Origin of the sequence: Flavobacterium sp. xlx-214 (assembly GCF_013874595.1) — a bacterium.
In the GTDB taxonomy this organism is placed as follows: Bacteria; Bacteroidota; Bacteroidia; order Flavobacteriales; family Flavobacteriaceae; genus Flavobacterium.
This window is the reverse complement of the sequence record NZ_CP059431.1, coordinates 2752588-2776284: the sequence shown is the minus strand read 5'-3', so window position 1 is coordinate 2776284 and position 23697 is coordinate 2752588. Positions and strand designations below refer to the sequence as shown.

Annotated in this window: 29 protein-coding genes and 1 pseudogene; 9 read left to right on the top strand and 21 right to left on the bottom strand. The window is 32.2% G+C overall.

The window, feature by feature from the left end; genetic code table 11:
* Positions 1–4: 4 nt before the first annotated feature.
* Together H1R17_RS13060 and sucD are read left to right on the top strand one after the other, a co-directional pair.
* Entirely contained in the window at positions 5–373 is a 369-nt protein-coding gene (locus H1R17_RS13060) for a nuclear transport factor 2 family protein (RefSeq protein ID WP_163430873.1), read from the top strand.
* 82 nt (positions 374–455) lie between these two features.
* Positions 456–1328 carry a succinate--CoA ligase subunit alpha gene (gene sucD, locus H1R17_RS13055; RefSeq protein WP_163430874.1) on the top strand — a complete coding sequence of 291 codons (873 nt, stop codon included), beginning with the start codon at positions 456–458 and terminating at the stop codon, positions 1326–1328.
* Between the two features lie 117 nt (positions 1329–1445).
* On the opposite strand, the gene H1R17_RS13050 is transcribed toward sucD, so the two are convergent.
* From H1R17_RS13050 to lipA, 5 genes are all read right to left on the bottom strand, one after another.
* A complete protein-coding gene (locus H1R17_RS13050) occupies positions 1446–1901 on the bottom strand; it encodes a hypothetical protein (protein ID WP_163430875.1) in 456 nt (151 codons plus the stop codon).
* A gap of 119 nt (positions 1902–2020) precedes the next feature.
* Positions 2021–2602 carry an alkylphosphonate utilization protein gene (locus H1R17_RS13045; RefSeq protein ID WP_163430876.1) on the bottom strand — a complete coding sequence of 194 codons (582 nt, stop codon included), beginning with the start codon at positions 2600–2602 and terminating at the stop codon, positions 2021–2023.
* A gap of 28 nt (positions 2603–2630) precedes the next feature.
* Positions 2631–3650: a type I glyceraldehyde-3-phosphate dehydrogenase gene (gene gap, locus H1R17_RS13040; RefSeq protein ID WP_163430877.1), complete on the bottom strand. Its 1020-nt coding sequence runs from the start codon at positions 3648–3650 to the stop codon at positions 2631–2633.
* A gap of 13 nt (positions 3651–3663) precedes the next feature.
* The gene (locus H1R17_RS13035; protein WP_163430878.1) at positions 3664–3873 is read right to left on the bottom strand and encodes a gliding motility protein GldL; all 210 of its coding nucleotides are present in this window, start codon (positions 3871–3873) and stop codon (positions 3664–3666) included.
* Positions 3874–3953: 80 nt separating this feature from the next.
* The gene (gene lipA / locus H1R17_RS13030) at positions 3954–4826 is read right to left on the bottom strand and encodes a lipoyl synthase (RefSeq protein WP_163430879.1); all 873 of its coding nucleotides are present in this window, start codon (positions 4824–4826) and stop codon (positions 3954–3956) included.
* A 128-nt stretch (positions 4827–4954) separates the two neighbouring features.
* Between lipA and H1R17_RS13025 the strand changes: the two genes are divergently transcribed.
* Entirely contained in the window at positions 4955–6586 is a 1632-nt protein-coding gene (locus H1R17_RS13025) for an ABC-F family ATP-binding cassette domain-containing protein (RefSeq protein ID WP_163430880.1), read from the top strand.
* A 319-nt stretch (positions 6587–6905) separates the two neighbouring features.
* Here the strand turns inward: H1R17_RS13025 and H1R17_RS13020 are convergent, their stop codons facing one another.
* From H1R17_RS13020 to H1R17_RS12995, 6 genes are all read right to left on the bottom strand, one after another.
* A complete protein-coding gene (locus H1R17_RS13020; protein ID WP_163430881.1) occupies positions 6906–7418 on the bottom strand; it encodes a ClbS/DfsB family four-helix bundle protein in 513 nt (170 codons plus the stop codon).
* Positions 7419–7487: 69 nt separating this feature from the next.
* Positions 7488–7994, bottom strand: a complete 507-nt coding sequence (locus H1R17_RS13015; protein ID WP_163430882.1) for a hypothetical protein — start codon at positions 7992–7994, stop codon at positions 7488–7490.
* A gap of 56 nt (positions 7995–8050) precedes the next feature.
* Entirely contained in the window at positions 8051–8809 is a 759-nt protein-coding gene (locus tag H1R17_RS13010; protein WP_163430883.1) for a hypothetical protein, read from the bottom strand.
* A gap of 13 nt (positions 8810–8822) precedes the next feature.
* Positions 8823–9053: a hypothetical protein gene (locus H1R17_RS13005; RefSeq protein WP_163430884.1), complete on the bottom strand. Its 231-nt coding sequence runs from the start codon at positions 9051–9053 to the stop codon at positions 8823–8825.
* Positions 9054–9137: 84 nt separating this feature from the next.
* Positions 9138–9977 (bottom strand): hypothetical protein, encoded by an 840-nt coding sequence (locus tag H1R17_RS13000; RefSeq protein ID WP_163430885.1) that lies wholly within the window; start codon positions 9975–9977, stop codon positions 9138–9140.
* Between the two features lie 90 nt (positions 9978–10067).
* Positions 10068–10871: an AraC family transcriptional regulator gene (locus tag H1R17_RS12995; RefSeq protein ID WP_163430886.1), complete on the bottom strand. Its 804-nt coding sequence runs from the start codon at positions 10869–10871 to the stop codon at positions 10068–10070.
* A 251-nt stretch (positions 10872–11122) separates the two neighbouring features.
* Between H1R17_RS12995 and H1R17_RS12990 the strand changes: the two genes are divergently transcribed.
* Both H1R17_RS12990 and H1R17_RS12985 read left to right on the top strand, forming a co-directional pair.
* Positions 11123–12505 (top strand): exonuclease domain-containing protein, encoded by a 1383-nt coding sequence (locus tag H1R17_RS12990; RefSeq protein ID WP_163430887.1) that lies wholly within the window; start codon positions 11123–11125, stop codon positions 12503–12505.
* Positions 12506–12628: 123 nt separating this feature from the next.
* Positions 12629–13360, top strand: coding sequence for a metallophosphoesterase (locus H1R17_RS12985; RefSeq protein WP_163430888.1), 732 nt, complete (start codon positions 12629–12631; stop codon positions 13358–13360).
* Positions 13361–13401: 41 nt separating this feature from the next.
* On the opposite strand, the gene H1R17_RS12980 is transcribed toward H1R17_RS12985, so the two are convergent.
* Positions 13402–13848, bottom strand: coding sequence for a VOC family protein (locus tag H1R17_RS12980; RefSeq protein WP_163430889.1), 447 nt, complete (start codon positions 13846–13848; stop codon positions 13402–13404).
* 385 nt (positions 13849–14233) lie between these two features.
* On the opposite strand from H1R17_RS12980, the gene H1R17_RS12975 reads away from it, so the two are divergent.
* Positions 14234–14998: an SDR family NAD(P)-dependent oxidoreductase gene (locus H1R17_RS12975; RefSeq protein ID WP_163430890.1), complete on the top strand. Its 765-nt coding sequence runs from the start codon at positions 14234–14236 to the stop codon at positions 14996–14998.
* Positions 14999–15125: 127 nt separating this feature from the next.
* Here H1R17_RS12975 and H1R17_RS12970 read toward each other — a convergent pair whose 3' ends face one another.
* Together H1R17_RS12970 and H1R17_RS12965 are read right to left on the bottom strand one after the other, a co-directional pair.
* Complete coding sequence (locus H1R17_RS12970) at positions 15126–15587, bottom strand: GNAT family N-acetyltransferase (protein ID WP_163430891.1); 462 nt, start codon at positions 15585–15587, stop codon at positions 15126–15128.
* Between the two features lie 116 nt (positions 15588–15703).
* Positions 15704–16330, bottom strand: a complete 627-nt coding sequence (locus H1R17_RS12965; protein ID WP_163430892.1) for an NAD(P)H-dependent oxidoreductase — start codon at positions 16328–16330, stop codon at positions 15704–15706.
* Positions 16331–16429: 99 nt separating this feature from the next.
* On the opposite strand from H1R17_RS12965, the gene H1R17_RS12960 reads away from it, so the two are divergent.
* Entirely contained in the window at positions 16430–17326 is an 897-nt protein-coding gene (locus H1R17_RS12960) for a LysR family transcriptional regulator (protein WP_163430893.1), read from the top strand.
* A 23-nt stretch (positions 17327–17349) separates the two neighbouring features.
* Here the strand turns inward: H1R17_RS12960 and H1R17_RS12955 are convergent, their stop codons facing one another.
* Both H1R17_RS12955 and H1R17_RS12950 read right to left on the bottom strand, forming a co-directional pair.
* Positions 17350–18471 carry an FAD-dependent monooxygenase gene (locus H1R17_RS12955; protein ID WP_163430894.1) on the bottom strand — a complete coding sequence of 374 codons (1122 nt, stop codon included), beginning with the start codon at positions 18469–18471 and terminating at the stop codon, positions 17350–17352.
* A 79-nt stretch (positions 18472–18550) separates the two neighbouring features.
* The gene (locus tag H1R17_RS12950; RefSeq protein ID WP_163430895.1) at positions 18551–19120 is read right to left on the bottom strand and encodes a Crp/Fnr family transcriptional regulator; all 570 of its coding nucleotides are present in this window, start codon (positions 19118–19120) and stop codon (positions 18551–18553) included.
* Positions 19121–19429: 309 nt separating this feature from the next.
* On the opposite strand from H1R17_RS12950, the gene H1R17_RS12945 reads away from it, so the two are divergent.
* Entirely contained in the window at positions 19430–19627 is a 198-nt protein-coding gene (locus H1R17_RS12945; RefSeq protein ID WP_163430896.1) for a hypothetical protein, read from the top strand.
* Positions 19617–20432, top strand: a complete 816-nt coding sequence (locus tag H1R17_RS12940; RefSeq protein ID WP_163430897.1) for an SPFH domain-containing protein — start codon at positions 19617–19619, stop codon at positions 20430–20432. Before H1R17_RS12945 ends, H1R17_RS12940 begins: the two co-directional genes overlap by 11 nt.
* A gap of 156 nt (positions 20433–20588) precedes the next feature.
* Here the strand turns inward: H1R17_RS12940 and H1R17_RS12935 are convergent, their stop codons facing one another.
* From H1R17_RS12935 to H1R17_RS12915, 5 genes and pseudogenes are all read right to left on the bottom strand, one after another.
* Complete coding sequence (locus tag H1R17_RS12935; protein ID WP_163430959.1) at positions 20589–21116, bottom strand: GNAT family N-acetyltransferase; 528 nt, start codon at positions 21114–21116, stop codon at positions 20589–20591.
* Between the two features lie 143 nt (positions 21117–21259).
* Positions 21260–21757: a DUF2938 domain-containing protein gene (locus H1R17_RS12930; RefSeq protein WP_163430898.1), complete on the bottom strand. Its 498-nt coding sequence runs from the start codon at positions 21755–21757 to the stop codon at positions 21260–21262.
* A gap of 12 nt (positions 21758–21769) precedes the next feature.
* Positions 21770–22069: pseudogene (locus H1R17_RS12925) on the bottom strand (thioredoxin family protein).
* A gap of 88 nt (positions 22070–22157) precedes the next feature.
* Entirely contained in the window at positions 22158–22697 is a 540-nt protein-coding gene (locus tag H1R17_RS12920; RefSeq protein ID WP_163430899.1) for an AAA family ATPase, read from the bottom strand.
* A gap of 35 nt (positions 22698–22732) precedes the next feature.
* Positions 22733–23683, bottom strand: coding sequence for an AraC family transcriptional regulator (locus H1R17_RS12915; RefSeq protein ID WP_163430900.1), 951 nt, complete (start codon positions 23681–23683; stop codon positions 22733–22735).
* Positions 23684–23697 lie beyond the last annotated feature (14 nt).

Sequence of the window (23697 nt, the reverse complement as noted above, 5' to 3'; positions counted from 1 at the left end):
CATAATGGAAAGTGCATTAGAAATAGTAAAAAAATTTTATGAATCGGCAGGAATATTGAACAAAGCCTATTGTCAGGAAATTTTTCATGAGAATGTTCAATTAGAATGGTACAGTTCTAAAGGATATTTATTCCTAGAACATGCCGATTTGTTAGCACTTTCTAAAGATTTAAAACTTTCGTACTTTGATTTACGTGCCCAAGTACACGATATCATGTGCGATGATGATAAAGTAATGATTCGATATACGTATTATGTACGTACCTTTGAAAATTCTGAAGAAGAAATGGTGTTGGCTACCTTTTTTGCTGTTTGGGAAATCAAAGACGGTAAGTTTTTTAAAGGTATTCAAATGAGTCAATTATCAAATTAATGAAAATTTAAAACAAAAAATTTTAATATTATTTTCTAACCCTTATTTTTGTAGAATAATTCAAAAAAAGAAATTATAAATTATGAGTGTATTAGTAAACAAAGATTCTAAGATAATAGTTCAAGGATTTACAGGTAGCGAAGGAACTTTCCACGCTTCACAAATGATTGAATACGGAACAAACGTAGTAGGTGGTGTAACTCCAGGAAAAGGTGGAACTATGCATTTAGATCGTCCTGTATTTAACACAGTTAAAGATGCTGTAGAAAAAGCAGGTGCAGATACATCTATTATTTTTGTACCACCAGCATTTGCTGCTGATGCAATTATGGAAGCTGCAGAAGCAGGTATCAAAGTAATTATTTGTATTACAGAAGGTATTCCTGTTGCTGATATGGTTACAGCTTACAACTATGTAAAAAACAGAGATTCTCGTTTAGTTGGTCCTAACTGTCCAGGTGTAATTACTCCAGGTGAGGCTAAAGTTGGTATTATGCCAGGTTTTGTTTTCAAAAAAGGTAAAGTTGGTATTGTTTCTAAATCGGGTACTTTAACTTACGAAGCTGCAGACCAAGTTGTAAAACAAGGTATGGGTATTACTACTGCTATTGGTATTGGTGGAGATCCAATTATTGGAACTACAACTAAAGAAGCAGTTGAATTATTAATGAACGATCCAGAAACAGAAGCAATCATCATGATTGGTGAAATTGGAGGTCAGTTAGAAGCTGATGCTGCACGTTGGGTTAAAGAAAATGGTAATAAAAAACCAGTTATTGGATTTATTGCAGGTGAAACAGCTCCAAAAGGACGTACAATGGGTCACGCAGGTGCAATTGTTGGTGGTGCAGATGATACTGCAGAAGCTAAAAAGCGCATCATGAGAGAATGTGGAATCCACGTTGTTGATTCTCCAGCTGAAATTGGTAAAAAAGTAAAAGAAGTTTTAGGATAATTTCTTTTCAATATATAAAGAAAGCGATGATTTTAAATCATCGCTTTTTTTGTTCTATTTTGACATAAATAAAAAGTCGGTTTTTTAACCGACTTTTCTGTGAATTTATTTTACTTGTTATCTACCAAAGTTAAAAACAAAGGTATTATTGTTACCGTAGGCTCTTCTTTCCCACATGTCGTATTGACTTCTGTCTAAAATATCACGTAAATCTCTACGTAATCTGCTTTCATAATCTCTAGGTCCGTATCCATTAGAAACTAAGAAGTTTAATGAAACTTGTAATCTAGATCTTTGGTGACGTGATAAGCGTAAGAAATCGTATCTTGATAATTCACGACCTACACGGTAGCTATAATCACGATCGTAATAATCGTTTCTTACTACACGTCTGTTTCTGCTATAATCATCATCGTCTCTTGAATATCTTTCATATCTATCGTTATGATGATGTTTGTTATAGTGTTTTTCCTTTTTGTGTCCATTTCCGTGACCTTTTCCTCTATGATGTCCTGGCTGTGCGCTTGCAATTGTTGTAACTGCTAAAAGTGCTAAGGTGAATATTGCTTTCATAACAAATTTTATTTTTAGATTGATGTAATTGTTTTGTTAGTTAGCAATTTTCAAACAGCGTGCCAAAAGTTGTTAAAAAAGAAAAGTACTTTATTTTTAACAATAAAGTACTTTGTAAATTAGGCTTGTTTTTTTACGTATTTTGTGAGGATGACAATTAGCTGACCGTCTATTTTTCCTTCAATTTGTTCGGTGTTATTATGAACCAATCTAATGTTTCTAACGGCTGTTCCTATTTTTGCGTTTAGGGTAGAACCTTTTACATCTAAATCTTTAATTAACGTAACCGTATCACCACCAATTAAAATGTTTCCATTACAATCTTTGTGTAAATCAATAGAACCATCGCCTTCATGATCTCCTGTTTGTTTTGCCCATTCTAAAGCTTCATCATCCAAATACATCATATCTAATAAATCGGCAGCCCAACTTTCATTTCTAAATCTGTTAAGCATTCTCCAACTTACAATTTGCACAGGTACGTTTTCATTCCACATAGATGTTGAAAGACATTGCCAATGATTTGCATTTAGCTCCTCTTTTTTTTCAATTTGATTGGTACATGTTTCACAAATTAAAATTTCGCGATTAGCTAAATTACTTGCTGTAGGTGGAACATCGTAAATAGATAAATTTTCTTTTGCTTCGCATAATTCGCACTGATTATTACTTCTTGCGATTAATTGGTCTAATGTTTTCATGGATTATATTTAAATTTTTGCAAATATATTAATTATGATCCTGATTATCTAAAAACATAATAAGATCGATTAACCTTGATGAGTAACCAATTTCGTTATCATACCAACCTACAATTTTAACCATTTGTCCAATTACAGCAGTTAATTGTGCATCAAACAAGCAAGAATGTGTGTTGCCAAGAACATCTACAGAAACTATAGGATCTTCTGTATATTCTAGAATTCCTTTTAACTCTTTTTCTGATGCTTGTTTAAAAGCTTCATTAATTTCTTCTATGGTAACATCTCTATCCACGTAACAGGTAATATCGGTTAAAGAACCATCGGGAACAGGTACGCGAATACCTCCACCACCTAGCTTGCCATCGTATTCAGGAAATATTTTTGTTAAGGCTTTTGCTGCGCCTGTAGTTGTAGGGATTATGGATTGTGCTGCGGCTCTTGCTCTACGTAAATCTTTATGAGGTTGATCATGCAAACTTTGATCTGTTGTGTAAGAGTGTACAGTTGTAATAAATGCTTTATCTAAACCACATAATTCTTTGATAACTTTAATCATGGGTGCAGCATTATTTGTAGTACAACTGGCATTAGAAACAATAAGTTCAGTACCATCTAAAATAGATTCGTTCACACCTAAAACAACCGTTTTAATTTCATTATCTTCTGGCGGAACCGATAAAATAACTCGTTTTGCGCCATTCGTAATATGATGTTGCAACAATGCTTTTGTTTTGTGTTTTCCAGTAGCTTCAATTACAAAATCTAAATGAAAAGGTTGCCAATTTAGTTGAGTGATGTCTTTTTCGTGAAGAAAAGCTATTTTTTGGTTGTTAACAATTAAATGCGATTCATCATGCGAAACAGTTGCGTTTAACTTTCCATGTACGCTATCGTATTTTAGTAAATGAGCCATAGTTGCTGTATCAGCTAAATCATTGATGGCAACAACTTCTATTTGAGGGTGGTTTAATAACAAACGGAATAGATTTCGACCAATACGACCAAATCCGTTTATAGCGATTTTTAATTTTTGTTCAGGTTTCAAAATTCCTGTTGTTTTAAGAGTTTAAAAAATCATTTGATTTTTTAGCAGTAATCAATTTAAATAAAAGTAAAACTCCTCCAATAACTTCAACAAATATACCTACTGTTAAACCGCTATTTCCATTTAAAGGGCCAATTTCTAAATGAATAATCTTTAAGACAGCTCCAATTAAAATTATAATAAAGCCTATTAATAAAATAATTAAAGTGTGCTTTGTTTTCATAGTATAAGTATTTTTGAATGATTAAAAGTTCTCGACATAACTCGAACTGAATTTTACTTTCTATAATTTAAATTTTTTACTTATAAAATATGTTTTTGTGCTTTGTAAGATGAGCGTACCAAAGCGCCACTTTCTACATGACGGAAGCCCATTTCTAAACCAATTTCTTCATATTTTTTGAATTGTTCAGGCGTAATAAACTCTTTTACAGGTAAGTGTTTTTTACTTGGTTGTAAGTACTGACCAATGGTTAAAACATCTAAATCAACAGCTCTTAAGTCTTTCATTGTTTGAATAACTTCTTCTTCTGTTTCTCCTAAACCAAGCATAATTCCTGATTTTGTTCTTTTAGCTCCGTTTGCTTTTAAGTAACGTAAAACTTCTAAACTACGATCATATTTTGCTTGAATACGAACTTCACGCGTTAATCTACGTACGGTTTCCATATTATGCGAAATTACTTCTGGAGCAACTTCTAAAATACGATCAATATTTCTTTCGATACCTTGAAAATCGGGAATTAATGTTTCCATTGTAGTGCCCGGACTCATTCTGCGAACCGCTTTAATGGTTTCTGCCCAAATAATTGAGCCACCATCTTTTAAATCATCACGATCTACCGATGTAAGAACCGCGTGTTTGATGTTCATTAATTTAATTGAACGAGCAACTTTTTCAGGTTCATCCCAATCAACTGTTTCGGGTCTGCCTGTTTTTACCCCGCAAAAACCACAAGAACGTGTACATATGTTACCTAAAATCATGAAAGTAGCAGTACCTTCTCCCCAACATTCACCCATGTTAGGACAACTTCCAGATGTACATATTGTATGAAGCTTGTATTTATCTACCAAACCTCTTAATTCGGTATATTTTTTTCCAGTTGGTAATTTTACACGTAACCATTTAGGCTTACCAGTAACGGGTTTTGTTGTATCTAAAACCGATTCCATAAATTAGTTCTCTAAACTGAATAGCAAAGATACGCAATTAATTTATTGCTTGTTTTCTACTTTATATATTTTCTTCTCCATGCAATTAAATAAATACAATAAATTATATTTGCACAAATTTCCTTTTTATGATCACAATTAATGATGTAGCAGTACAGTTTGGGGCAACAACCCTTTTTAGTGGAGTAACATTTGCTATCAATGAAAATGATAAAATAGCATTGATGGGTAAAAACGGTGCTGGTAAATCTACTCTTTTAAAAATAGTTGCAGGTATAAACAAACCTTCTTTAGGTACTGTTGCTGCTCCTAAAGATGCTGTAATTGCCTATTTGCCACAACATTTACTTACTCAAGATAATAGTACTGTGAGAGATGAAGCTGCTAAAGCATTTTCTGAAGTTTTTTCTATGAAGAAAGAAATTGATGAAATAAATGAGCAATTAACGGTTAGAACTGATTATGAAAGTGATGATTACATGAAATTAATTGAACGTGTTTCAGAATTAAGTGAGAAGTTTTATTCTATAGAAGAAGTTAATTATGAAGCCGAAGTTGAAAAGGTTTTAAAAGGAATGGGCTTTTCTCAGGAAGATTTAGACAGACCTACTTCAGAGTTTTCAGGAGGATGGCGTATGCGTATAGAATTGGCGAAAATTCTTTTGTTAAAACCCGATTTAATTTTATTAGATGAGCCTACCAACCACTTAGATATCGAATCTATTCAGTGGTTAGAAGATTTTTTAGTTAATTCAGCTAAGGCTGTAATGGTTATTTCTCACGATCGTGCTTTTGTTGATAATATCACTAATAGAACCATTGAAGTTACCATGGGGCGCATTTATGATTATAAAGCAAAATATTCCGATTATTTAGAATTACGTAAAGACAGAAGAATACATCAGCAAAAAGCGTACGAAGAACAACAAAAATTTATTGCAGAAAACAAAGCTTTTATAGAACGTTTTAGAGGTACTTTTTCTAAAACAGAGCAAGTGCAGTCGCGTGTTCGTATGTTAGAAAAATTAGTTTTGATTGAGGTTGATGAAGTCGATACATCTGCATTGCGCTTAAAATTTCCAGCAGCTGCTCGTTCAGGTCAATATCCAGTTGTGGTAGAAGACTTGTCTAAGTCGTATGCTGATCATGTTGTTTTTAAAGATGCCAATATGGTTATTGAGCGTGGACAAAAAGTGGCTTTGGTAGGGAAAAACGGTGAGGGTAAATCTACCATGATCAAAGCTATTATGAACGAAATTGATTTTAATGGTAAGTTGGAAATTGGTCATAATGCTAAAATTGGATATTTTGCTCAAAATCAAGCTTCTTTATTAGATGAAAATAGTACTATTTTTGAAACAATTGATCGTATTGCAGAAGGCGATATTCGTACACAAATAAAGAATATTCTAGGGGCTTTTATGTTTTCTGGAGAAGATATCGATAAAAAAGTTAAGGTTTTATCAGGAGGAGAGAAAACTCGTTTAGCATTAATAAAATTACTACTAGAACCTTATAATGTCTTAATTCTAGATGAGCCTACCAACCATTTAGATATGAAAACTAAAGATATTATTAAAGATGCCTTGAATGAATTTGAAGGAACAGTAATTTTAGTTTCGCATGATCGTGATTTCTTAGATGGTTTAGCAGAAAAGGTTTTTGAGTTTGGAAATAAAAGAGTAAAAGAACATTTTGAAGATATAAAAGGATTTTTAGCTCATAAAAAAATGGAATCTTTAAAAGAGATTGAAAAATAACAAAAGGCGTTTCTTTTTTAGAAATGCCTTTTTTGATGTTAATAAGACTAGAATCATTTATTGATCGATCTGTCAAACTAGGTTTTACTTGCCATATTAGAAAGGGTTAAAGCTTTTTGAAAGAAGCTTCTTTTATCTCAAATCCTTAATGTTTTTTTTTCGATAATGCACTTAGTCATATCTATTAGTAAGCAAAATCTGTATACATATATTTTCTTCTTCAAGTCTTTTTATTTTCTTTAAATCAATAGATTTTATCCCAGGAATTTTATAAACATTCATAAAATTTAGCTTCACTAATAGATGTAAAAAAGATACTTTACTTTAAGTTTCGCTGCTTTTTCCATTTGCGAATTCTTCCTCTTGCGTTTGTGTAGGGTGAAGAAGTGTTAAATTGTATCATTCTTCCAAGCGTCCATTTTTCATACCAATTGGTTTCATATAATTCTTCATTTGATTTGTTTTCTATAAGTTCTAAAATTTGCTGTACGGTTTTTTCCAATTTCTTCTTTAAAATTGTAAAATCATCGTTTTTGTAATCTTTATAAAATTTCTGAGCAAGTTTTCCAAGTTCATTCCATTTATAATTTGTTTCAGGAAAATCAACAAGTTCATTATTGTCTTTTTTCTTGCTCCATTTTAAAACCAATGCTCCCCAACCAATAAGATAAGCCAAAAGATTGTTAATGCTCATCAAAGTTCCTTTAGAATGTCCTTCTAATTCCTCAATAGTAGTAAGTTCTTCAGGAATGTTCATCAATTCATTTTGTAATTTTTCAAAATTTATAGTTATAGCTTTTTGCAATTCTTCTTTGGTTTGTGGTACAGCCATGATTTTTATTCTTTTTTTAAGTGTCTAAAGCAATTTTCTTAATAAGAATACTGCTATTTTACTTTCTGCCTATAATATTTTTGTTTCAAAATATTTAAGAACAAGTGCAATTAATAAAGCAATAAGTAAGAATAATATATTTTTGGGGTGTTTTGTAGAACTAAACAACAATGATGTAATTTTTATTAGCTTTTCTCTGTCATATAAAAATAGAATCAATACTAAAACCTGATAAAAGATAGCCGATTTTAAAGCTACAATTTCATAAATGTAATCTTGGATAATTATGTTTGAAAGGATGATGGTTAGTAATAGGCAACCAAAAATTCGACTCTTGTTAAATAAAATGAATATACCTCCTAATATTTCAAAAATGCCAATTATAATGGGATAGGTTAAAGAATACGAATAAAAAGTCCACATAACTTTATGTCCTTCAGAAATATTTAAATTGGCTGAGGTAGTGAAGCCTGCAAATTGAAATGGTTTTGCAATTCCGTAGATGATCATTGAGCCGGATACAATAAAGATGATAATCCATTTGATTGTATACTCAAATTTTTCTTTTAATGACATAATGTTGTTCTAAAATGATAGCTTACAAAAGTGATAATGAATTTTTAGGTTGTTTTTTATTGTTCTGCTTTTTTCCAAGTAATTGCTTTTAAATCAAATTTTTTAGTAAGTGGGTTGAATTTGTAATTCAGTGTATTTCCTTTTAAACAGTTTTGATGTTCGTTTTCTTTTAAATAATGAGGGTTGCTGATGGTTAAATTGGTGGTATGCGTAAAATCGTATTCAAATCCAATCAGGTTGTCTTCCAATAAATCTTCGCAATCTTCTTTATTATAAATCAACAAGTGTGAAAGAAACATGTCATCAAACAAATGTGTATAATCCATTTCAATTAATTTTCCGTCTTTATATTCAAATGCATGTATATCATTGCCATCTCCTACCATATCATCTGTTACAACAATATAATTAGTTGGTTTTATTTTATAGATAGCTAAGGTCCAATATCCGTCTACAACTTGTATCCCTATAGAATTAGCTCCAATTAAAGAAAATTTTAAAAAGGATGGAGATGCACTAAAAGTAAAATCATTTTCTTGTATAAATTTTACAAATTGAATTCGTTCGCTCTCGCTCCATTTCCAACTTCCCATTGTATGTTCTGGTAGTTTTGTCAAAATATCAAGAAGATTTTTATGTTCTGAATATTTGATTTTCAACGTATCCTTACTTTCAATAGGGGTATCAACTTGTAAACTATCTTTTTTATTGCTGTTTGTGATTAGTTTTGTTTCTGTTGTTTTCTTTTCGGATCCGTTTTGGCAGGATTGTAAAGAAAAGCATGTTACTAAAATAAGTAGAATAATATTCCTCATAAATTAAAAATCCTTAGTTACTAAATGCAAACAATGATGTAATGAATAAAAAAACAGCTATGACAGGTATCAACAATATTGTTATTATTTTGATTCCTATTTTTTTATCTGATATAGCAATAAGCGTAATTCCAGATAATACAAGAATTGCAAAAAGCCAATAAATTAAAAACACATAAAAACTAATGCTTCCTAAGGCAAGAAGTAGTATTCCTGATAAATAAAATAAATTTCCTTTTTTCATTTAAGCAAAATGTTTAGGAGCTTTGTAAAGTTACTTACATAATTAAAACGAATAGTACAAAGTAAATGTAATATTTAAAAATGTTTAATAGTTTCTAATTTGTTTAAGCATTACTTCTGATTGTTTTGTGCTAATAGTCATTACACTGTCTTTAATTATATATTTACCTTTTAAATAAACTTGATTTTGTTGATCATTAGTAACTTCATTATTGAAATATAAGAAAATACTATCTTTTGTAAAAGCATATGTTCCTTTTATATAAGCATTATTCTCATTTTTCTTAACAACTTGAAAGGTTTTAAGAGCTTCGAAATATAATTTATCATTATTTTTTTCATTTATCCACTTTCCATAAAACTGGTTTTTTTCCATGTATTTATTTTTTAAAGTGAGAACTACTGTAGGAATTCCTATCAGAATTAATGGAATGAGAATATATTTAATTTTACTTATTTTTTTAAACCAATTAGGAGTGCTTTCTTGATTGAAAACAAGCGGTTCTTGTACAAAATATTTAAAAAATGCTTTATAATCAGAAAGAAATACAAATAATGCCATTAATGTTAATGTTACTGCCATTCCTTTAGCATCTTCTATATCATATGCAAAATCCATTAGGAGGATATTAATCATAAACGTTAAATAGATTGTAATTCCTAGTCTTGTTGTTTTTCTGAAAAACAACAATAATCCACTTGTTATTTGAGTTATAGCAATGATGAATCCATACCAATAAGAATATCCATAATAATACCAAGTAAGCTGAAAACCTGTTAAAGAGCCTATTGGTTTGTCATAAATACTAGGTTGCGAAGTAAATTGTGTTTCAAATATTTTAGCAAAAGCATATAAAATAATAATTGTTGCAAGAAAATATCTACAGAAAGTAAAAAGTAATAAGTGAATTTTTTTCCAGTTCATTTGGGTAAAAATGTTGTTTTTAATTATATTTTTATTTTCTGGTAAATTTAAAAAGTTAATAAATTATAAAATTGTATAAATGGAAACCAATTAAATAAACAGCCAAATGTTTTTATTTTCTGTTTCTACATTTTTAAAAAATGTATTGGGCTTTATTTCGGTCAGTTCCTTGAAAATTCTCGTAAAATGTGCTTGATCATAATAATTATCATGAGATAGCTCTGTGAAGTTTTTACTATTTTTATACTGAGCGATTGATTCACGAAATCGATGAATCTTACGATACTCGGAAATCGATTTACCAACTTTTTTTTTGAAAATTCTGTTTAAATATTGTCTGCTTATACGATGATAATCTGCTATTTCTTGAATAGGGATATTATTTTCTATAGAAGCAATTATATCTTCTAACAAATGAAAGTCTCTCTTTTGAAGTTTTGAAAGTAAATAATCTTCAAGAACTATGATCTTTTCTTCCAAGCTTAAATGAAAAACTTCATTCATTTTATCTTCAAAATCAGGAAATAAATTAAAGTCGACATTTATATTTTTAGAAAATAGTTGAGATGTATTTGATGTAAAATGATTGATACCTAAAGGCTTAAAATAAATCGTTACTTCATCTACCAATTCTTTATAATTTATTTGAATTGGTTTTGTATATTTAGGTACAATACTAGTTAAGATATTATGAAAGCCCGAAGTTTGTATATAAATTTTATGGTCATCTATTTTTACATCTATGTTTTTATTACAAGTTAAAACTACAAAATTATTGGGGTAAGTCCAGTACACAGTGTTTTTTACATCTTTATTTTCAGAAATAAAATAGTACCCCTCTATGTATTTGGCTAAAATATTGTTTTTAGGTTTATAAAAATTAATATGAAACATTCTATTTAAAACTATTATGCGAAAGTACTTCTAACAAAAAAATGATGATACCTTTTACTCCGTGTACCTAATTGTGAGCTAAATTAATAAAAAGAAATAGGATAAGAATAAATCATTAAAACCAATAAAAAATAATAAAGAGAAGATTACAGCACTAACAGTTCTCAAGTCCAGCTAACCTCTGAAAGGATAAAATACAACTTACAACCTTAATTAAAAATCCGTAATTTTAGCAAATCAACTTTAACCTAATGCAAGAATACGCAATTGTAGATATTGAAACCACAGGTGGTAATGCGCAAAGTAGCGCAATTACCGAAATAGCCATTATTATTTACAATGGTTCAAAAGTTGTAAAGCGATGGGAAACACTTATCAATCCTCAAAAAGAGATCCCTTTTAATATTACTGTTTTAACAGGTATTACTAACAGTATGGTAAGTAGTGCGCCTGTTTTTGATGAGGTAGCGTATCAAATTTATGATTTATTAAACAACCGTATTTTTGTGGCTCATAATGTAAATTTCGATTATTCTTTTATTCATTTTCAACTGCAACAAGCTGGATTGAATTGGTTTGCTCGTAAATTATGTACGGTGAGGGCAGCCCGAAAAATACTTCCGGGTCAGCCTACTTACAGCTTGGGTAAATTGTGTAAAGCTTTAGGTATACCACATGAAAATCATCATAGAGCAGGAGGAGATGCGGATGCAACGTTAATTTTGTTAAAGAAGTTATTGCAAAATGATACCCATAAAGAAATAGATCAGTTACTAAAAAGAAGGGTGCCACAACAAAATTTACCTCCCAATTTAGCAATGGAAGAATTTGAACAATTGCCTGAGAAACCTGGGGTTTACTACTTTTATAACAAGGAGCATAAAGTGGTTTATATTGGGAAAGCAGTCAATATAAAAAAACGAGTAGCATCACACTTTAGCGGAAATAAAACAACAGAACAAAGACAATTATTCTTAAAAGACATCTATCATATTAGTTTTGAGGTTTGTGGGAACGAATTGCTTGCATTGTTGCTTGAGTGTTCTGAAATTCAAAAACTATGGCCAATTCATAATAAAGCACTAAAAAGATTTGAGCCTAAATTCGGACTTTATTCATATGAAGCGCGTAGTGGTTATCTTTACCTTACGGTGGGTAAATTGGCTAAACATCAAAGTTGCGACCAAGTGTTTCATTCCGTACAAGAAGGTAATGAAATGCTTCGAAATTTAGCAGAACAGTTTGCTATTGATTATCGATTTTGTAAATATGCAACATATCAACAAGAAACAGTATTGGGTACCAATCAAGTTGAGAATGATTTTCCAATAGTAGAGTTGCATAACAAAAGCATTCAAGAGGCACTTCATTTTGTGAGTCAGCAAAAAGCTTCTTTTTTTATTATTGAGAAGGGTAGAACAATTAATGAATACAGCTGTGTTTGGGTAGAAAACGGACAGTTTTTTGGTATGGGGTATTTATCTAAAGAAATACCTGTTACCAATGTCATGCAAATAAAAGAAACCCTAATACGTTATAAAAGCAACCAGTATTTAATGCAACTTATTATGGGATATGCCGCAAAAAATGCGCAAAAAGTTCATCAGGTTTCAGTTATAGAGCAAGAGGATTAATACTTTAGGTTATAGATATAAAATCAAAAAAAGCTATAACAATTTCTACAAAACAACCTTAGGTGTAGCCATTATCAATATTTTCTCAAAGAAGGGAGCTCATTAATTAAAAAAACAATTAAAATGATTAAAATAGCTGTTTTTAGTGATGTTCATGGAAATCTTCCTGCTTTAAAAACCGTTTTAAATGATATCAAAAGCCGAGGCATTCATCAAAAATTTTGTTTGGGCGATTTGATTGATTTTGCTCCTTGGCCGAATGAAGTAATCGATTTGATTCGATCACAAAATATAACTTGTTTACTAGGAAACCATGATGAACGAATCGCTTTTGATATTCCTTTAATACCTTTAGAAAAGCATTCTGCGAAAGAAACGCAAGCGCGATTTCTTGCCATCGATCATTCTCGTAAAACAATTACAGAAACAAATAAAGCTTTTTTGGCTGAACTTCCGTTTCATCTTAAACTTAACTATAAGGTAGGTACTAAACATTGGAAAATTCAATTGGTGCATGCTACCTTACAAAGTAATGATACGTATGTTTTTGAAAATGAAAAAGAAGAAGTCTTCTCTGAAATGATTCGCCAAGCTGATGCTGACCTTTTGGTAATGGGGCATACGCATGTTTCGTTTGTGAAGCAAAGCAACAACAATTGGGCGATAAATTGTGGTTCTGTAGGACGTTCTAAAGAAGAAAACCGATTGGCATCATATCTTATTTTAAATTTGTTTGAAGACAAAATTGTTCCTGAAATTGTGCAATTACCCTATCCTCTTGAAGAAGTTGCCAAGGCAATAGAAAATAGTGATATTCCTAATTTTTATGCTGATTTTTTGAGAAGCAAAAAATAGAACATTTATAGGCGCCAAATAAACATCAATGTAAATCTCTCTTACTTCAAATCCAACCAATCCTGATAAGATAAAACACCTAATGCTGGTTTTGCATCTCCTTCAAGCAAGGAAATAAATTCTAAATTGTTTCCGTCAGGATCTTTGAAATAAATGGCTAAAGCAGGCATCCATGCAAAAACCATGGGTTCAGTCGTTCCATTTTTCAAGAAATTATAAGGTTCCAGTTGATTTTGATTTAGAAAATCAACAGCATCATTTAAGATAAATTCTTTTGTACTGCTGAATGCAAAATGACGTGGAACAATCTCTTCATTCGTTTGCCAAAGCCCCAACATATACTCTTTGTTTTTGCCAATCCAAAGGAAAATAATGGGACGAGTTTCGTCGCGATGTGCAAATTTTAAACCTAAAACTTCGGTGTAAAATTTTAATGATTTTTCTAAATCTCTTACTTGTATATGTGTTTCGTAAAGTCCCGTTATCATTGCTTTTTGTTTTTAAATTCTAAGCAAATTTAAGAACGTCAATCGATTTTCTATTTTAAAAGCAATAGATATAAATAATTACTAATTGATAAAGTTGATAGTTTGCGTAAAATGAATTTGATTTTTTTAAGCTTTGTCTCACCAACTTCAATATCAGTTTTGATTACTAGATTCAGATTTTACAGATATTTAAACACAAGAAATTATCGATTGAAAGTTTTGCGTACATTTGATTTTTGCAAATAATGTCATGGAAAAGTAGACCAGTTTTATCAAGAAATGTCTAATGCGACAGGAGAGGATATCTAAAGTTTTTTACCACCAGATATTTCAAAAGATATTGGGCACTTTCTTGCAACTTTACATCATTAAATACAATAAAAATATGAATACAGAAAATAAGATTGCTTTGGTTACTGGTGGAAGTCGTGGTTTGGGCAAAAATATGGCTTTAAGTTTGGCTAAAAAAGGTATAGACGTGATTTTAACCTACAATAGCAATAAGGAAGAAGCGGATAAAGTGGTGGCTGAAATTCAAAATCTAGGGCAAAAAGCAGTTGCTTTTCAGTTGGATGCTGGAGATGTAAAATCTTTCGATGCTTTTTTTAAGGAAGTAATCAATCATTTAACCGAGAAAACAGGAAAACCGAATTTTGATTATTTGGTGAATAATGCAGGAACGGCTTTGTATGCGCCTTTTGCAGAAACTACGGAAGAGCAATTTGATAATGCGGTGAACATTCATTACAAAGGTGTGTTTTTCTTGACACAGAAAGCGTTACCTTTCTTAAGTGATGGTGGTCGTATTGTGAATATTTCGACAGGTTTGGCTCGTTTTTCTAATCCTGGCTCATCGGCTTATGCGGCTATGAAAGGCGCTGTAGAAGTTTTAACGCGCTATCTTGCAAAGGAACTCGGTTCTCGTGGCATTACAGCAAATACGGTAGCACCAGGAGCAATTGCAACTGATTTTGGAGGCGGAAGATTGCGTGACAACAAAGAAATCAACGATCATGTTGCCCAAGTTACGGCTTTAGGAAGAGTAGGGCTTCCAGATGATATTGGTGGCGTAGTTGCTTTCTTATGCAGTGATGATGCACGTTGGATTACAGGTCAACGCATTGAGGTTTCGGGCGGAATGAATTTGTAAATTTTCTTTCTATAGAATTATAAAACCACGGAGTATTTGAATTCTCTGTGGTTTTCTGTTTTAGATTTAATACAAACTTCATCAAAATATTTCTAATGATCTTTAAAGTCCTTTCTTTCTGCTTATGCTAATCGTTTTTGAAATGTAATTTCATACCTTCATGTGAAGCTTCGAAACCTAATTTTTCATAAAACCGAATGGCATCAGGACGTTTTTTGTCTGAAGTTAATTGTAAAACATGAGCACCTTTTTCTTTGGCGCGATCAATCGCCCAAAGGAAAAATTGTTCACCCAGTCCTTTGCCTCTAAAATCCTTATGAATGCGCACCGCTTCAATCTGCGCACGAATTCCGCCTTGATACGTTAAATACTGCAGAAAGCTCAGTTGCAAGGTGCCAATAACTTGTCCGTTTTCATCCTCAACTACAATCAATTCTTGATTCGAATCTTTATCGATCTTCTGAAAAGCATCTATGTAAACCCGAGGCAAAGGTTCTTGAAATCGTTCTCTTGCTGCACCCAATGCATCATCCGCTAACATTTCAACTATTGTTGGCACATCTTCTAATTTTGCTTTTCTAAATAACATAGGTTACTATTTTTTATTCCCTTTAAAAACAGTATAAATTTAGGATATTGAAAGATGAAAAAAGTGTTTTACTAACAAAACATTATTTAATTAGTGCTAAAAAGCACGTATTATCATTAAGCTAAACAATCTTCTTTTTTCAAATATTGTTGTTTGAAAACATGTTCCAAATGATGTTGATATTCTATTTTATACTTTTCAACTCGTTCTAAAGTTGCATTTTTTTCTAAATCATGAAAATGAAAACCTACGATTCTCGTCATTCCCGTAAATTCATTCATTTTATGAAATCCAAAAAGGATGGAATCGTCAATTGGATGTTGGTCAAAAAACTCACCTTTTAGTGTGAAAGCGGTGTCTGGCGCATTCCAACTTGTAGTAACCATATATTTTTTGCCATGCATTAGACCGCCTTTTCCGTAATTAATTGATGGATTTTTGCTAGAGCGACCGTCGTTAGCATAGATGCCGTTGTTGTGACCTGCTGTAAAAACGTCGTCAATGTACAGCTTCAAACGGTTCGGAACTTGAAACCACCAAACAGGAAAATGATAAATAATAACATCTGCCCATTTGTAATTTTCGACTTCTAAAAAAGCATCAAAATCGTCATTAATATTCGTCATACGGAATTCAATGTTATTTTGTTCTAAAAAATTAGCGGTCCAATTGCTTAATGTATTATTAAATTCTCCTCCTGAATGAGCGAATTTTTGTCCGCCGTTGATTATAAATACTTTCATTACTATATTGTTTTCAAATTTGTTCTGCAAAGTTCGGTGAGATTTATGTATTATAAAAATAATTTAATTTATACATTTGTATCATTATAATGATGATTTATGTTAAACCTTGAATGGCTCCGAACTTTTAAATCCGTTTACGAAACACAATCTTTTACCGTTGCAGCGCGCAATTTGTTTATTTCTCAGCCGGGCGTTAGTTTGCACATCAGCTCGTTGGAAGCATATGTTGGCTATGCGTTGTTTGATCGAGTTGGAAAGAAATTAGTACCAACAGAAAAGGCGCAAATACTCTATAATTTTACAGTAGAACCACTTTTAAAATTGGAAACCGCCGAACAAGCTTTTCATAAAACGACCAAAACAGAGCGTCCAACTTTAAGCATCGGAATGTGTTTTGAGACTTTTCAATTTACATTAGAAAAGTATATTCCAACTTTTGATTTTAATGTTATTATTCGTTTTGGATTGTATGAACAGATGTTTTCAGATTTAGATAAAGGCTTGCTAGATTTGATTATTACACCTCAGAAAACTAATTTAAGAACATTAGAATTTGATCCGTTTTCACAGGAGAAAATTGTTTTAATCAACGGGAAAAATACAGAAACCAAGGTTTTAAAAAAGCTTCTTTCTCAAAACAAAATTGAAGAAGCAGAAGATTGGCTAAAACAGCAAATTTGGTACAGCACAGCTGCGGATATGGAACATTTGCACCGATTTTGGCAAGCGAATTTCAACAGACATCCAGATTTTAAACCAAATTATATTGTTCCTAATATTTGCTCAATTATCAGATGTTTGAGCATTGGTGAAGGTTTCGCGATAGTTCCTGACTTTTTATGCAAAAATCATCTTGATGAAGATAAAATCGAAATCGCTTGGGATGGTATCAACAAAATTGAGAACACACTCTATTTTGGAACAAGAAAAAAGCCTCGCTATCTTGATGAAATTAATCAAATCAAAGACATTTTTCGCAAGGCTGATTTTTAGCGTATTTGTGATAAAAGACATTTCTAATAATCAATATCAAAGACTTTTTCCATTTGTTTTTCGTTGACCGAATTTGGTGTCGATTTTAGCAAAGTATTGCGCAACCAAACCGCCAAGGCATTTTCATAATGCGAAACTTTACCAATGATGGCGCTGGTGTTCACAATATAATGGGCTTTTTTCATGCGTAAGTTTTCGTATTGTATGAAAACTTCTTCCACGGTTTTTCCCTCACCAAAAAGTTTTCCGAGCACGTACGCATCTTCAATTGCCTGACAAGCACCTTGTCCCATATTCGGCGTTGTTGCATGCGCCGCATCACCAATCAAACAAACGCGATCTTTTTGCCATTTCGAAATCGGTTCCAAATCGATAATGTCGCTCACAAAGATATTTTCCTTTGGCGTTTCCGAAATCATTCTGGCAACATCTGCATTAAAATCGGTAAAAAGTTCTAAAAGATTGTTTGGATTTTTTACCAAGTTTTCGTTCACAACCGCGTACCAATAGACTTTTTGGTCGTTGATTCGCACAAAACCAAAACGACGGCCTTTTCCCCAAGCTTCATGCGCTTGATGATTGTATTTCGTTGCCCAATCCAAATCTGCAACGCCACGCCAACATTTTTGTCCAGAATCTCTAAGTGTTCCGATGTTTAAAATTTGATTTCGAACCGCCGATTTTATTCCGTCGGCACCAATGATAACATCAGCATTTGCAATAGTTCCGTCCTCGAAAGTGAGTTTATAGTTCTCATTTTTCTCGATTTTAGCCAAACGTTTGGAAAGGTGAATGTTTTTAAAACCGATTTCCGCAGCCAAAATCAGTTGCAAATCGCCACGATGGATGGCAACATTATGAACGCCATATTTGCTTTCAAATTTATTCAGTTGTACGTTAGATAAGGTCTTCAACTGTGGATCTGTAATTTTAATATTTGAAATTTTATGACCAGCATCTCCAATTTTGTGTCGAATACCCAATTTATCAAAAACCTGCATCGCATTATTTGCCATGATAATCCCTGCGCCGACAGGTTTTATTTCGGACGCACTTTCGTAAATCGTTACATCCAAGTTGTTTTTTTGTAAGGCTAAAGCTGTTGTCAAACCTCCAATTCCTCCTCCTATAATTGCTATTTTCATTGTGATTATGTTTAAATGATGAGGCAAAATTACAAGTCCAAAAAGCCAAAAACGTTCACTTAAGTTAATTTCGGAATCATTAAATTCTTTTCCGAATTCTGCTCAAAGATTGTGGTGTGATTCCCAAATAGGACGAAATATATTTCTGCGGAATTTTGTTCAAAATCTCAGGTGACTTTTTCAAAAGGTTAAGATAACGCTCTTCGGGCGTGTAGAAAAACAATTCGTCCAAACGTTGTTTTGCATCCAAAAACGCCAAATCCGACATATGTTTTGCCAAACCAAGCCAAAAAACATCTTTCTGAATCAGAGTTTCAACATCTTTTTTATCGAAATACATAACTTCGGTGTTTAATAAAGTCTGCATCAATGCGACCGACTTTTCGCCTGTGATGTAACTCGCATAATCGCCGATGACATCATTATTGACCTGCAAAAGATAACTGATGTCTTCGCCTTTTTCGTTGATATAATAGATCCGAACAGCGCCATTTAAAATGAATCCCAAACGGTCGAAAACGCCGTTTTTGGGTTCTATCATTTTGTTTTTATCATAGTTGACAACATAACAAATTTCCAAAAACTCGTCCACACGTTCCAACGAAAGTTGAAGCGTTTCTGCAAGTTTTTCTTTTAGTCCTGTTGTCATTACTATGTTTTTAATTTACATCTTTCTTCGTTTAAAATAGGAAAAGAGACTTATTTATTCTAGTTCCGCTGCTATTTTTCAGTGAGAGATTTACCTCATTTCTTACACTCACAAAAATAATATTTATTATTTTCAAAAATAGAATCATTATAATGATTGATACAAGTTAAGAACAATCTTTCAAGATTAGAAAGTTATAATAATGATACTCAAAAAAACTTTTATTAAATCAGTAAAAAGCACATTACACCTTCGTTTATCTTTGTGAAATTGTCTTTTTTTTCTTATTTTTGGTAAAATCTTAACAAGATGTCTTTTAAAACCATTTTAAAAATTGCATTTGTACCTATTTGGTTGTTCTTTTTACTTTTTGCAATTCAATATATTTTTGGATTAATTAGCGAACCTGATACGGGAAGTGTTATATTAGGCGTTTTCTTACTCAGCTTATTAATTTTGGTTACTTTAATTACTTTTAAAAAAATTTATTTTTCAAATGGACACTAAAACTACACAACAAAAAAAATCGATTCTTAAATTATTAATAGGTGGTAGTATTGCATTTTGTTTATTAATGGTTGTTATGTTTTGTACAGAACGTATAGATGCAGGACATGAAGGCTTATTGGTAAAGATGTACGGCTCAGACAAAGGGGTACAAGATGTAGCTTTGGTAACAGGCCGTGTATGGTATAATCCGCTAACAGAACAGGTTTTTGAAATTCCTACTTACGTTCAAACTGTAAACTACGAAGCTTTTACTGTAAATGCTAAAGACGGTTCTGTTTTTACAGTTGATCCTACCATTTCATTAAAAGTTGTTGATGGAGAATCGCCTAAAATATTCAAAAAGTATAGAAAGAAAATTGATGAGGTGTTGCGTAATACTTTAGTCAATCATATTAAAGATGTGTACAGAATAGAGTTTAATAAGTTTACAACAGACAATATCATTAGCGGACGCGAGGCTTTTGAAAACGGAGTACAAGAAAAAATGAATATTTTCTTAAAAAAGGAAGGTTTTGTTTTAGAGCAATTAACCAGTGGTATTAAATATCCTGAAGTAATAACACAGGCTATTAATGCCAAGAATGCTGCTATACAAGAGGCGCAACGAGTAGAAAACGAACTAAAAGTTGCCGAAGCAAATGCAAGAAAGTTAATTGTACAGGCCGAAGCTGAAGCTAAAGCAAACGAGTTAAGAAAGGTGTCATTGAATCAATTATTGATTCAACAACAGTTTATTGAGAAATGGGATGGTAAAACACCTATTTACGGTAATGCACCTTCTTTCTTTAAAACAGTAAATTAATTATTTTATAAGAAGCAGGAGAATTTGTAATGATTATTTTAAATTGAGTTTTAAGGCAAAGCGCAATTGTTTATTAAATATTGAAGATGAAGGAAGTAGATACAAATTACTTCCTTCATTTAGTTTACACGATCTCAAAACTACTTAAAAATTATACTAAAACTTGTCTTTATCAATTCGATACCAATTATGTAGAACACCATCATCATAAAATGTTTCTACAAGCTGTAATCCTATTTTTTGTAAAATAGTGTTAGAGCCTTTATTAGCGCAATCTGCCATTGCAAAAACAACATCGGCATTTAAGGTAGTAAAAGCATAGGTTAAACTAGCCTGCGCAGCCTCAGTAGCAATTCCTTTACCCCAGTATTTTTTTCGAAGGCGATAGCCTAGATCGTAGTAGTTCTTATGATTATTATTAAGTTCCGTTACCCATTTTAAACCAGCCCATCCAATAAAATCATTGGTGTTTTTGTCTATAATTGCCCATCTGCCAATACCATGGTCTACGTATTGTTGACGAATAAACGCTATGGCGGAAACTATTTGTTCTTTCGTTGTAACAGGATTGTTTCCTAGATACATGTGAACTTCAGGATCCGTATCCATATCAAAAAAGCCTTCTATATCAGTTGGAAGTATTTCTCTGAGAATAAGACGATCTGTGGTAATTAATACTGCCATTTGAGTTGATTTTACATAGTTGAATAGAATCGAATATAACAAAAGTTTTTTGATTGATAACGCTCACATTTTCTACATACATATTACTTAACAAAGCAAAGCACTTCTTCATAAGACAATTCTGTGTACAATTTATTAAAACACTAAAACCAAAAACTCAATAGGAAAGCCGCCACATACAAACCTAAACCGTAAACAAAATGTGCTTGCAAACTTCTTAATCGTGACAAATTAGGATTGGGAGTTTTAGAAGCTGCAATGCCAAAGCCAAAAGAGGGTTGCATTAAAAACCAAGGCGCAATCGTAGTTGCAAGACCAATTACGATACACGGCCAAAAGGTTGGATTTTTAACCCAATCTATTCCACAGATTAAGAGCAACAAAAACGCAAACGAAACTCCGATTAAGTAATGAGAAAGCCATCCAATTGCGCGTTCGCCTTTTATTTTCTCGGATTGAAGTATGTTTTTATGGGTAAAAATTCCATTTTTAAAATGTCCAACCCAACGACCAACAATAGCGAAATCCAAAGATGGAATATTAAAAAATCGTTTAATGAAAATAGCATACAAATCCATAAAAATTGTTGCGCCAACTCCGATAATGACTGAATATATCAGCATTTGAAACAAATTATCCATATCCAAAATGAATTAAGCCAAAGCGTTTAAAATTTCTAAAAGATCTTTTTCGGTCATTGTTCCTGCCTTTCGCCAAACTTCATTGTTGTTCTTCAAAACTACAAATGTTGGAATGGAACGAATCCCGTATTGTTCGGCAATTTCAGAGTCTGTATCGACATCAATTTGCTTAATATCTAACTAAAAATACTTTCGGTCGTGAATTCGATTGATGACAGGCATCATCATTTTACACGGCTGACACCATTCTGCATAAAACTGCATTAACACTAACTTTTCCTCTTTTTGAGAATTATTAATTTCTTGATTCATACTGTAATAATTTATGAGTACAAATCTATTTCAGTTCAACTAATTATTCCCAACACAAATCCTTGGAAAAGTTGTACAAATCAAAGATTTACTTCTTTAAAAATTTAAGAACGAAATCAAGTCTATCTTTAACACTCATTTTTGGCACTTCAATCGGCGAATAACCAAATTCAATATAGGTTTGCTTCATCATTTCATGCGTGTACAAAACCTCTTCCCAACTTTGTTTTCGTTCCGAATCTGTTGTGTAAATTTCTTTCCAAGGTGGTAAAATAAATACATTTTCATAAGGATTCTCCCGAACAATTTTCAAACTGTTTTCATCAATCTTCAAATGTTCCATTTTCATATAACAAATGCTATCTAGATGCCCTCTATCAAAGAAAACTGGACTTTTTATGTCGAGTTTTTTCTGTTCAGAATAATTTTCTAGCGCGGCTTCCAACATAAGATCGGCATATTTCTGTTTATTTTGCCAAGGCAAAGCGTCACCATTGATTTGCACTTGATTTTTTATGATACGTCGTGCATCTTCAGGTATAGTTTTAAATCCGTACTGATGTAGAGCTTCTAACAAGCTCGTTTTTCCTACACTGGGACCACCAGTAAGGACAAAAAATGTATTCATAGATAAGTGTTTACTAAAGGATCAATTGAACTTACTCAATGTTTGTGGTTTTTACGAAACTGCAAAGGAGTTAATCCTGTTTGTTTTTTGAAGAATCGATTAAAATAGGAATCATCTGTAAAATTCAGTTCGGAAGCAATCATCGAAACCGTATCATTGGTCTGCAACAAACGAGATTTCGCCTCTTGTAACAATTGTTTTTGGATAAAATGACTCGCTGACAAACCCGAAACTTCCTTCACCAAATCGTTAAGATGATTGGGATGTACATGCAACAAATCGGCGTAATCGCTTACTTGCCTCTTTTCGATAAAATGCTGATTTACCAACAACTGAAACTGCGATGCCAACTGGTCTTTTCGGGATAAAGAAAAGTTTTCTTGAGCAGCTTTTTTATTATAAATTCTTTCAGCTTCCAGCAAAATTACATTCAGAAACATTCGTGTTAGCAAATCGTCATTGAACGTTGATTTCTGACATTTCTCGCTATTTAATTTCCAAAAAAGATGCGTCATCATGCCGGTTTCACGTTCGGAAAGTTCAATGAAAGGTTCTTTATCCAAATCAAAAAACGGAAATTGATTCAACTTGATTTGATGTTTAATACAAAGCAAAAAATAATCGGCATCAAACATGCAATAAATGCCCTTTACATCGTCGCTCCAACGCTCTACGGCATGAATTTGGTTTTCGCCAACAAAATACATAGTTTGGGGTCCGAACTGATATTTTCGATGTCCAATGCTTTCTTCGATTTGTCCTTCTGTCAACAAAACAATGCTGTAAAACTTACGTCTCGTTTGCTTTCCTACAGTATCTTTTTGCTGCTTTTTAAGGTCTTCAAGTGTGGCGATTTCCAAAAATCCACTTCCATGTTCGTACGAAATCGCATTGCTTTCTACGCAAAAACTTTCAGGTGCATCGTGCAAATAAAAGTCCTCGAAATCCTGTTCGTTACGCAATTCTTTGATGTCGGACTTTTTCATTACTACTATTAATT

What these genes read in the sequence shown, in the direction of transcription:
- H1R17_RS13060 (WP_163430873.1), top strand. Translation starts at nt 5, where the DNA reads ATGGAAAGTGCATTAGAAATAGTAAAAAAATTTTATGAATCGGCAGGA.
- sucD (WP_163430874.1), top strand. Translation starts at nt 456, where the DNA reads ATGAGTGTATTAGTAAACAAAGATTCTAAGATAATAGTTCAAGGATTT.
- H1R17_RS13050 (WP_163430875.1), bottom strand. Translation starts at nt 1,901, where the DNA reads ATGAAAGCAATATTCACCTTAGCACTTTTAGCAGTTACAACAATTGCA.
- H1R17_RS13045 (WP_163430876.1), bottom strand. Translation starts at nt 2,602, where the DNA reads ATGAAAACATTAGACCAATTAATCGCAAGAAGTAATAATCAGTGCGAA.
- H1R17_RS13035 (WP_163430878.1), bottom strand. Translation starts at nt 3,873, where the DNA reads ATGAAAACAAAGCACACTTTAATTATTTTATTAATAGGCTTTATTATA.
- lipA (WP_163430879.1), bottom strand. Translation starts at nt 4,826, where the DNA reads ATGGAATCGGTTTTAGATACAACAAAACCCGTTACTGGTAAGCCTAAA.
- H1R17_RS13025 (WP_163430880.1), top strand. Translation starts at nt 4,955, where the DNA reads ATGATCACAATTAATGATGTAGCAGTACAGTTTGGGGCAACAACCCTT.
- H1R17_RS13020 (WP_163430881.1), bottom strand. Translation starts at nt 7,418, where the DNA reads ATGGCTGTACCACAAACCAAAGAAGAATTGCAAAAAGCTATAACTATA.
- H1R17_RS13015 (WP_163430882.1), bottom strand. Translation starts at nt 7,994, where the DNA reads ATGTCATTAAAAGAAAAATTTGAGTATACAATCAAATGGATTATCATC.
- H1R17_RS13010 (WP_163430883.1), bottom strand. Translation starts at nt 8,809, where the DNA reads ATGAGGAATATTATTCTACTTATTTTAGTAACATGCTTTTCTTTACAA.
- H1R17_RS13005 (WP_163430884.1), bottom strand. Translation starts at nt 9,053, where the DNA reads ATGAAAAAAGGAAATTTATTTTATTTATCAGGAATACTACTTCTTGCC.
- H1R17_RS13000 (WP_163430885.1), bottom strand. Translation starts at nt 9,977, where the DNA reads ATGAACTGGAAAAAAATTCACTTATTACTTTTTACTTTCTGTAGATAT.
- H1R17_RS12995 (WP_163430886.1), bottom strand. Translation starts at nt 10,871, where the DNA reads ATGTTTCATATTAATTTTTATAAACCTAAAAACAATATTTTAGCCAAA.
- H1R17_RS12990 (WP_163430887.1), top strand. Translation starts at nt 11,123, where the DNA reads ATGCAAGAATACGCAATTGTAGATATTGAAACCACAGGTGGTAATGCG.
- H1R17_RS12985 (WP_163430888.1), top strand. Translation starts at nt 12,629, where the DNA reads ATGATTAAAATAGCTGTTTTTAGTGATGTTCATGGAAATCTTCCTGCT.
- H1R17_RS12980 (WP_163430889.1), bottom strand. Translation starts at nt 13,848, where the DNA reads ATGATAACGGGACTTTACGAAACACATATACAAGTAAGAGATTTAGAA.
- H1R17_RS12975 (WP_163430890.1), top strand. Translation starts at nt 14,234, where the DNA reads ATGAATACAGAAAATAAGATTGCTTTGGTTACTGGTGGAAGTCGTGGT.
- H1R17_RS12970 (WP_163430891.1), bottom strand. Translation starts at nt 15,587, where the DNA reads ATGTTATTTAGAAAAGCAAAATTAGAAGATGTGCCAACAATAGTTGAA.
- H1R17_RS12965 (WP_163430892.1), bottom strand. Translation starts at nt 16,330, where the DNA reads ATGAAAGTATTTATAATCAACGGCGGACAAAAATTCGCTCATTCAGGA.
- H1R17_RS12960 (WP_163430893.1), top strand. Translation starts at nt 16,430, where the DNA reads ATGTTAAACCTTGAATGGCTCCGAACTTTTAAATCCGTTTACGAAACA.
- H1R17_RS12955 (WP_163430894.1), bottom strand. Translation starts at nt 18,471, where the DNA reads ATGAAAATAGCAATTATAGGAGGAGGAATTGGAGGTTTGACAACAGCT.
- H1R17_RS12950 (WP_163430895.1), bottom strand. Translation starts at nt 19,120, where the DNA reads ATGACAACAGGACTAAAAGAAAAACTTGCAGAAACGCTTCAACTTTCG.
- H1R17_RS12945 (WP_163430896.1), top strand. Translation starts at nt 19,430, where the DNA reads ATGTCTTTTAAAACCATTTTAAAAATTGCATTTGTACCTATTTGGTTG.
- H1R17_RS12940 (WP_163430897.1), top strand. Translation starts at nt 19,617, where the DNA reads ATGGACACTAAAACTACACAACAAAAAAAATCGATTCTTAAATTATTA.
- H1R17_RS12935 (WP_163430959.1), bottom strand. Translation starts at nt 21,116, where the DNA reads ATGGCAGTATTAATTACCACAGATCGTCTTATTCTCAGAGAAATACTT.
- H1R17_RS12930 (WP_163430898.1), bottom strand. Translation starts at nt 21,757, where the DNA reads ATGGATAATTTGTTTCAAATGCTGATATATTCAGTCATTATCGGAGTT.
- H1R17_RS12920 (WP_163430899.1), bottom strand. Translation starts at nt 22,697, where the DNA reads ATGAATACATTTTTTGTCCTTACTGGTGGTCCCAGTGTAGGAAAAACG.
- H1R17_RS12915 (WP_163430900.1), bottom strand. Translation starts at nt 23,683, where the DNA reads ATGAAAAAGTCCGACATCAAAGAATTGCGTAACGAACAGGATTTCGAG.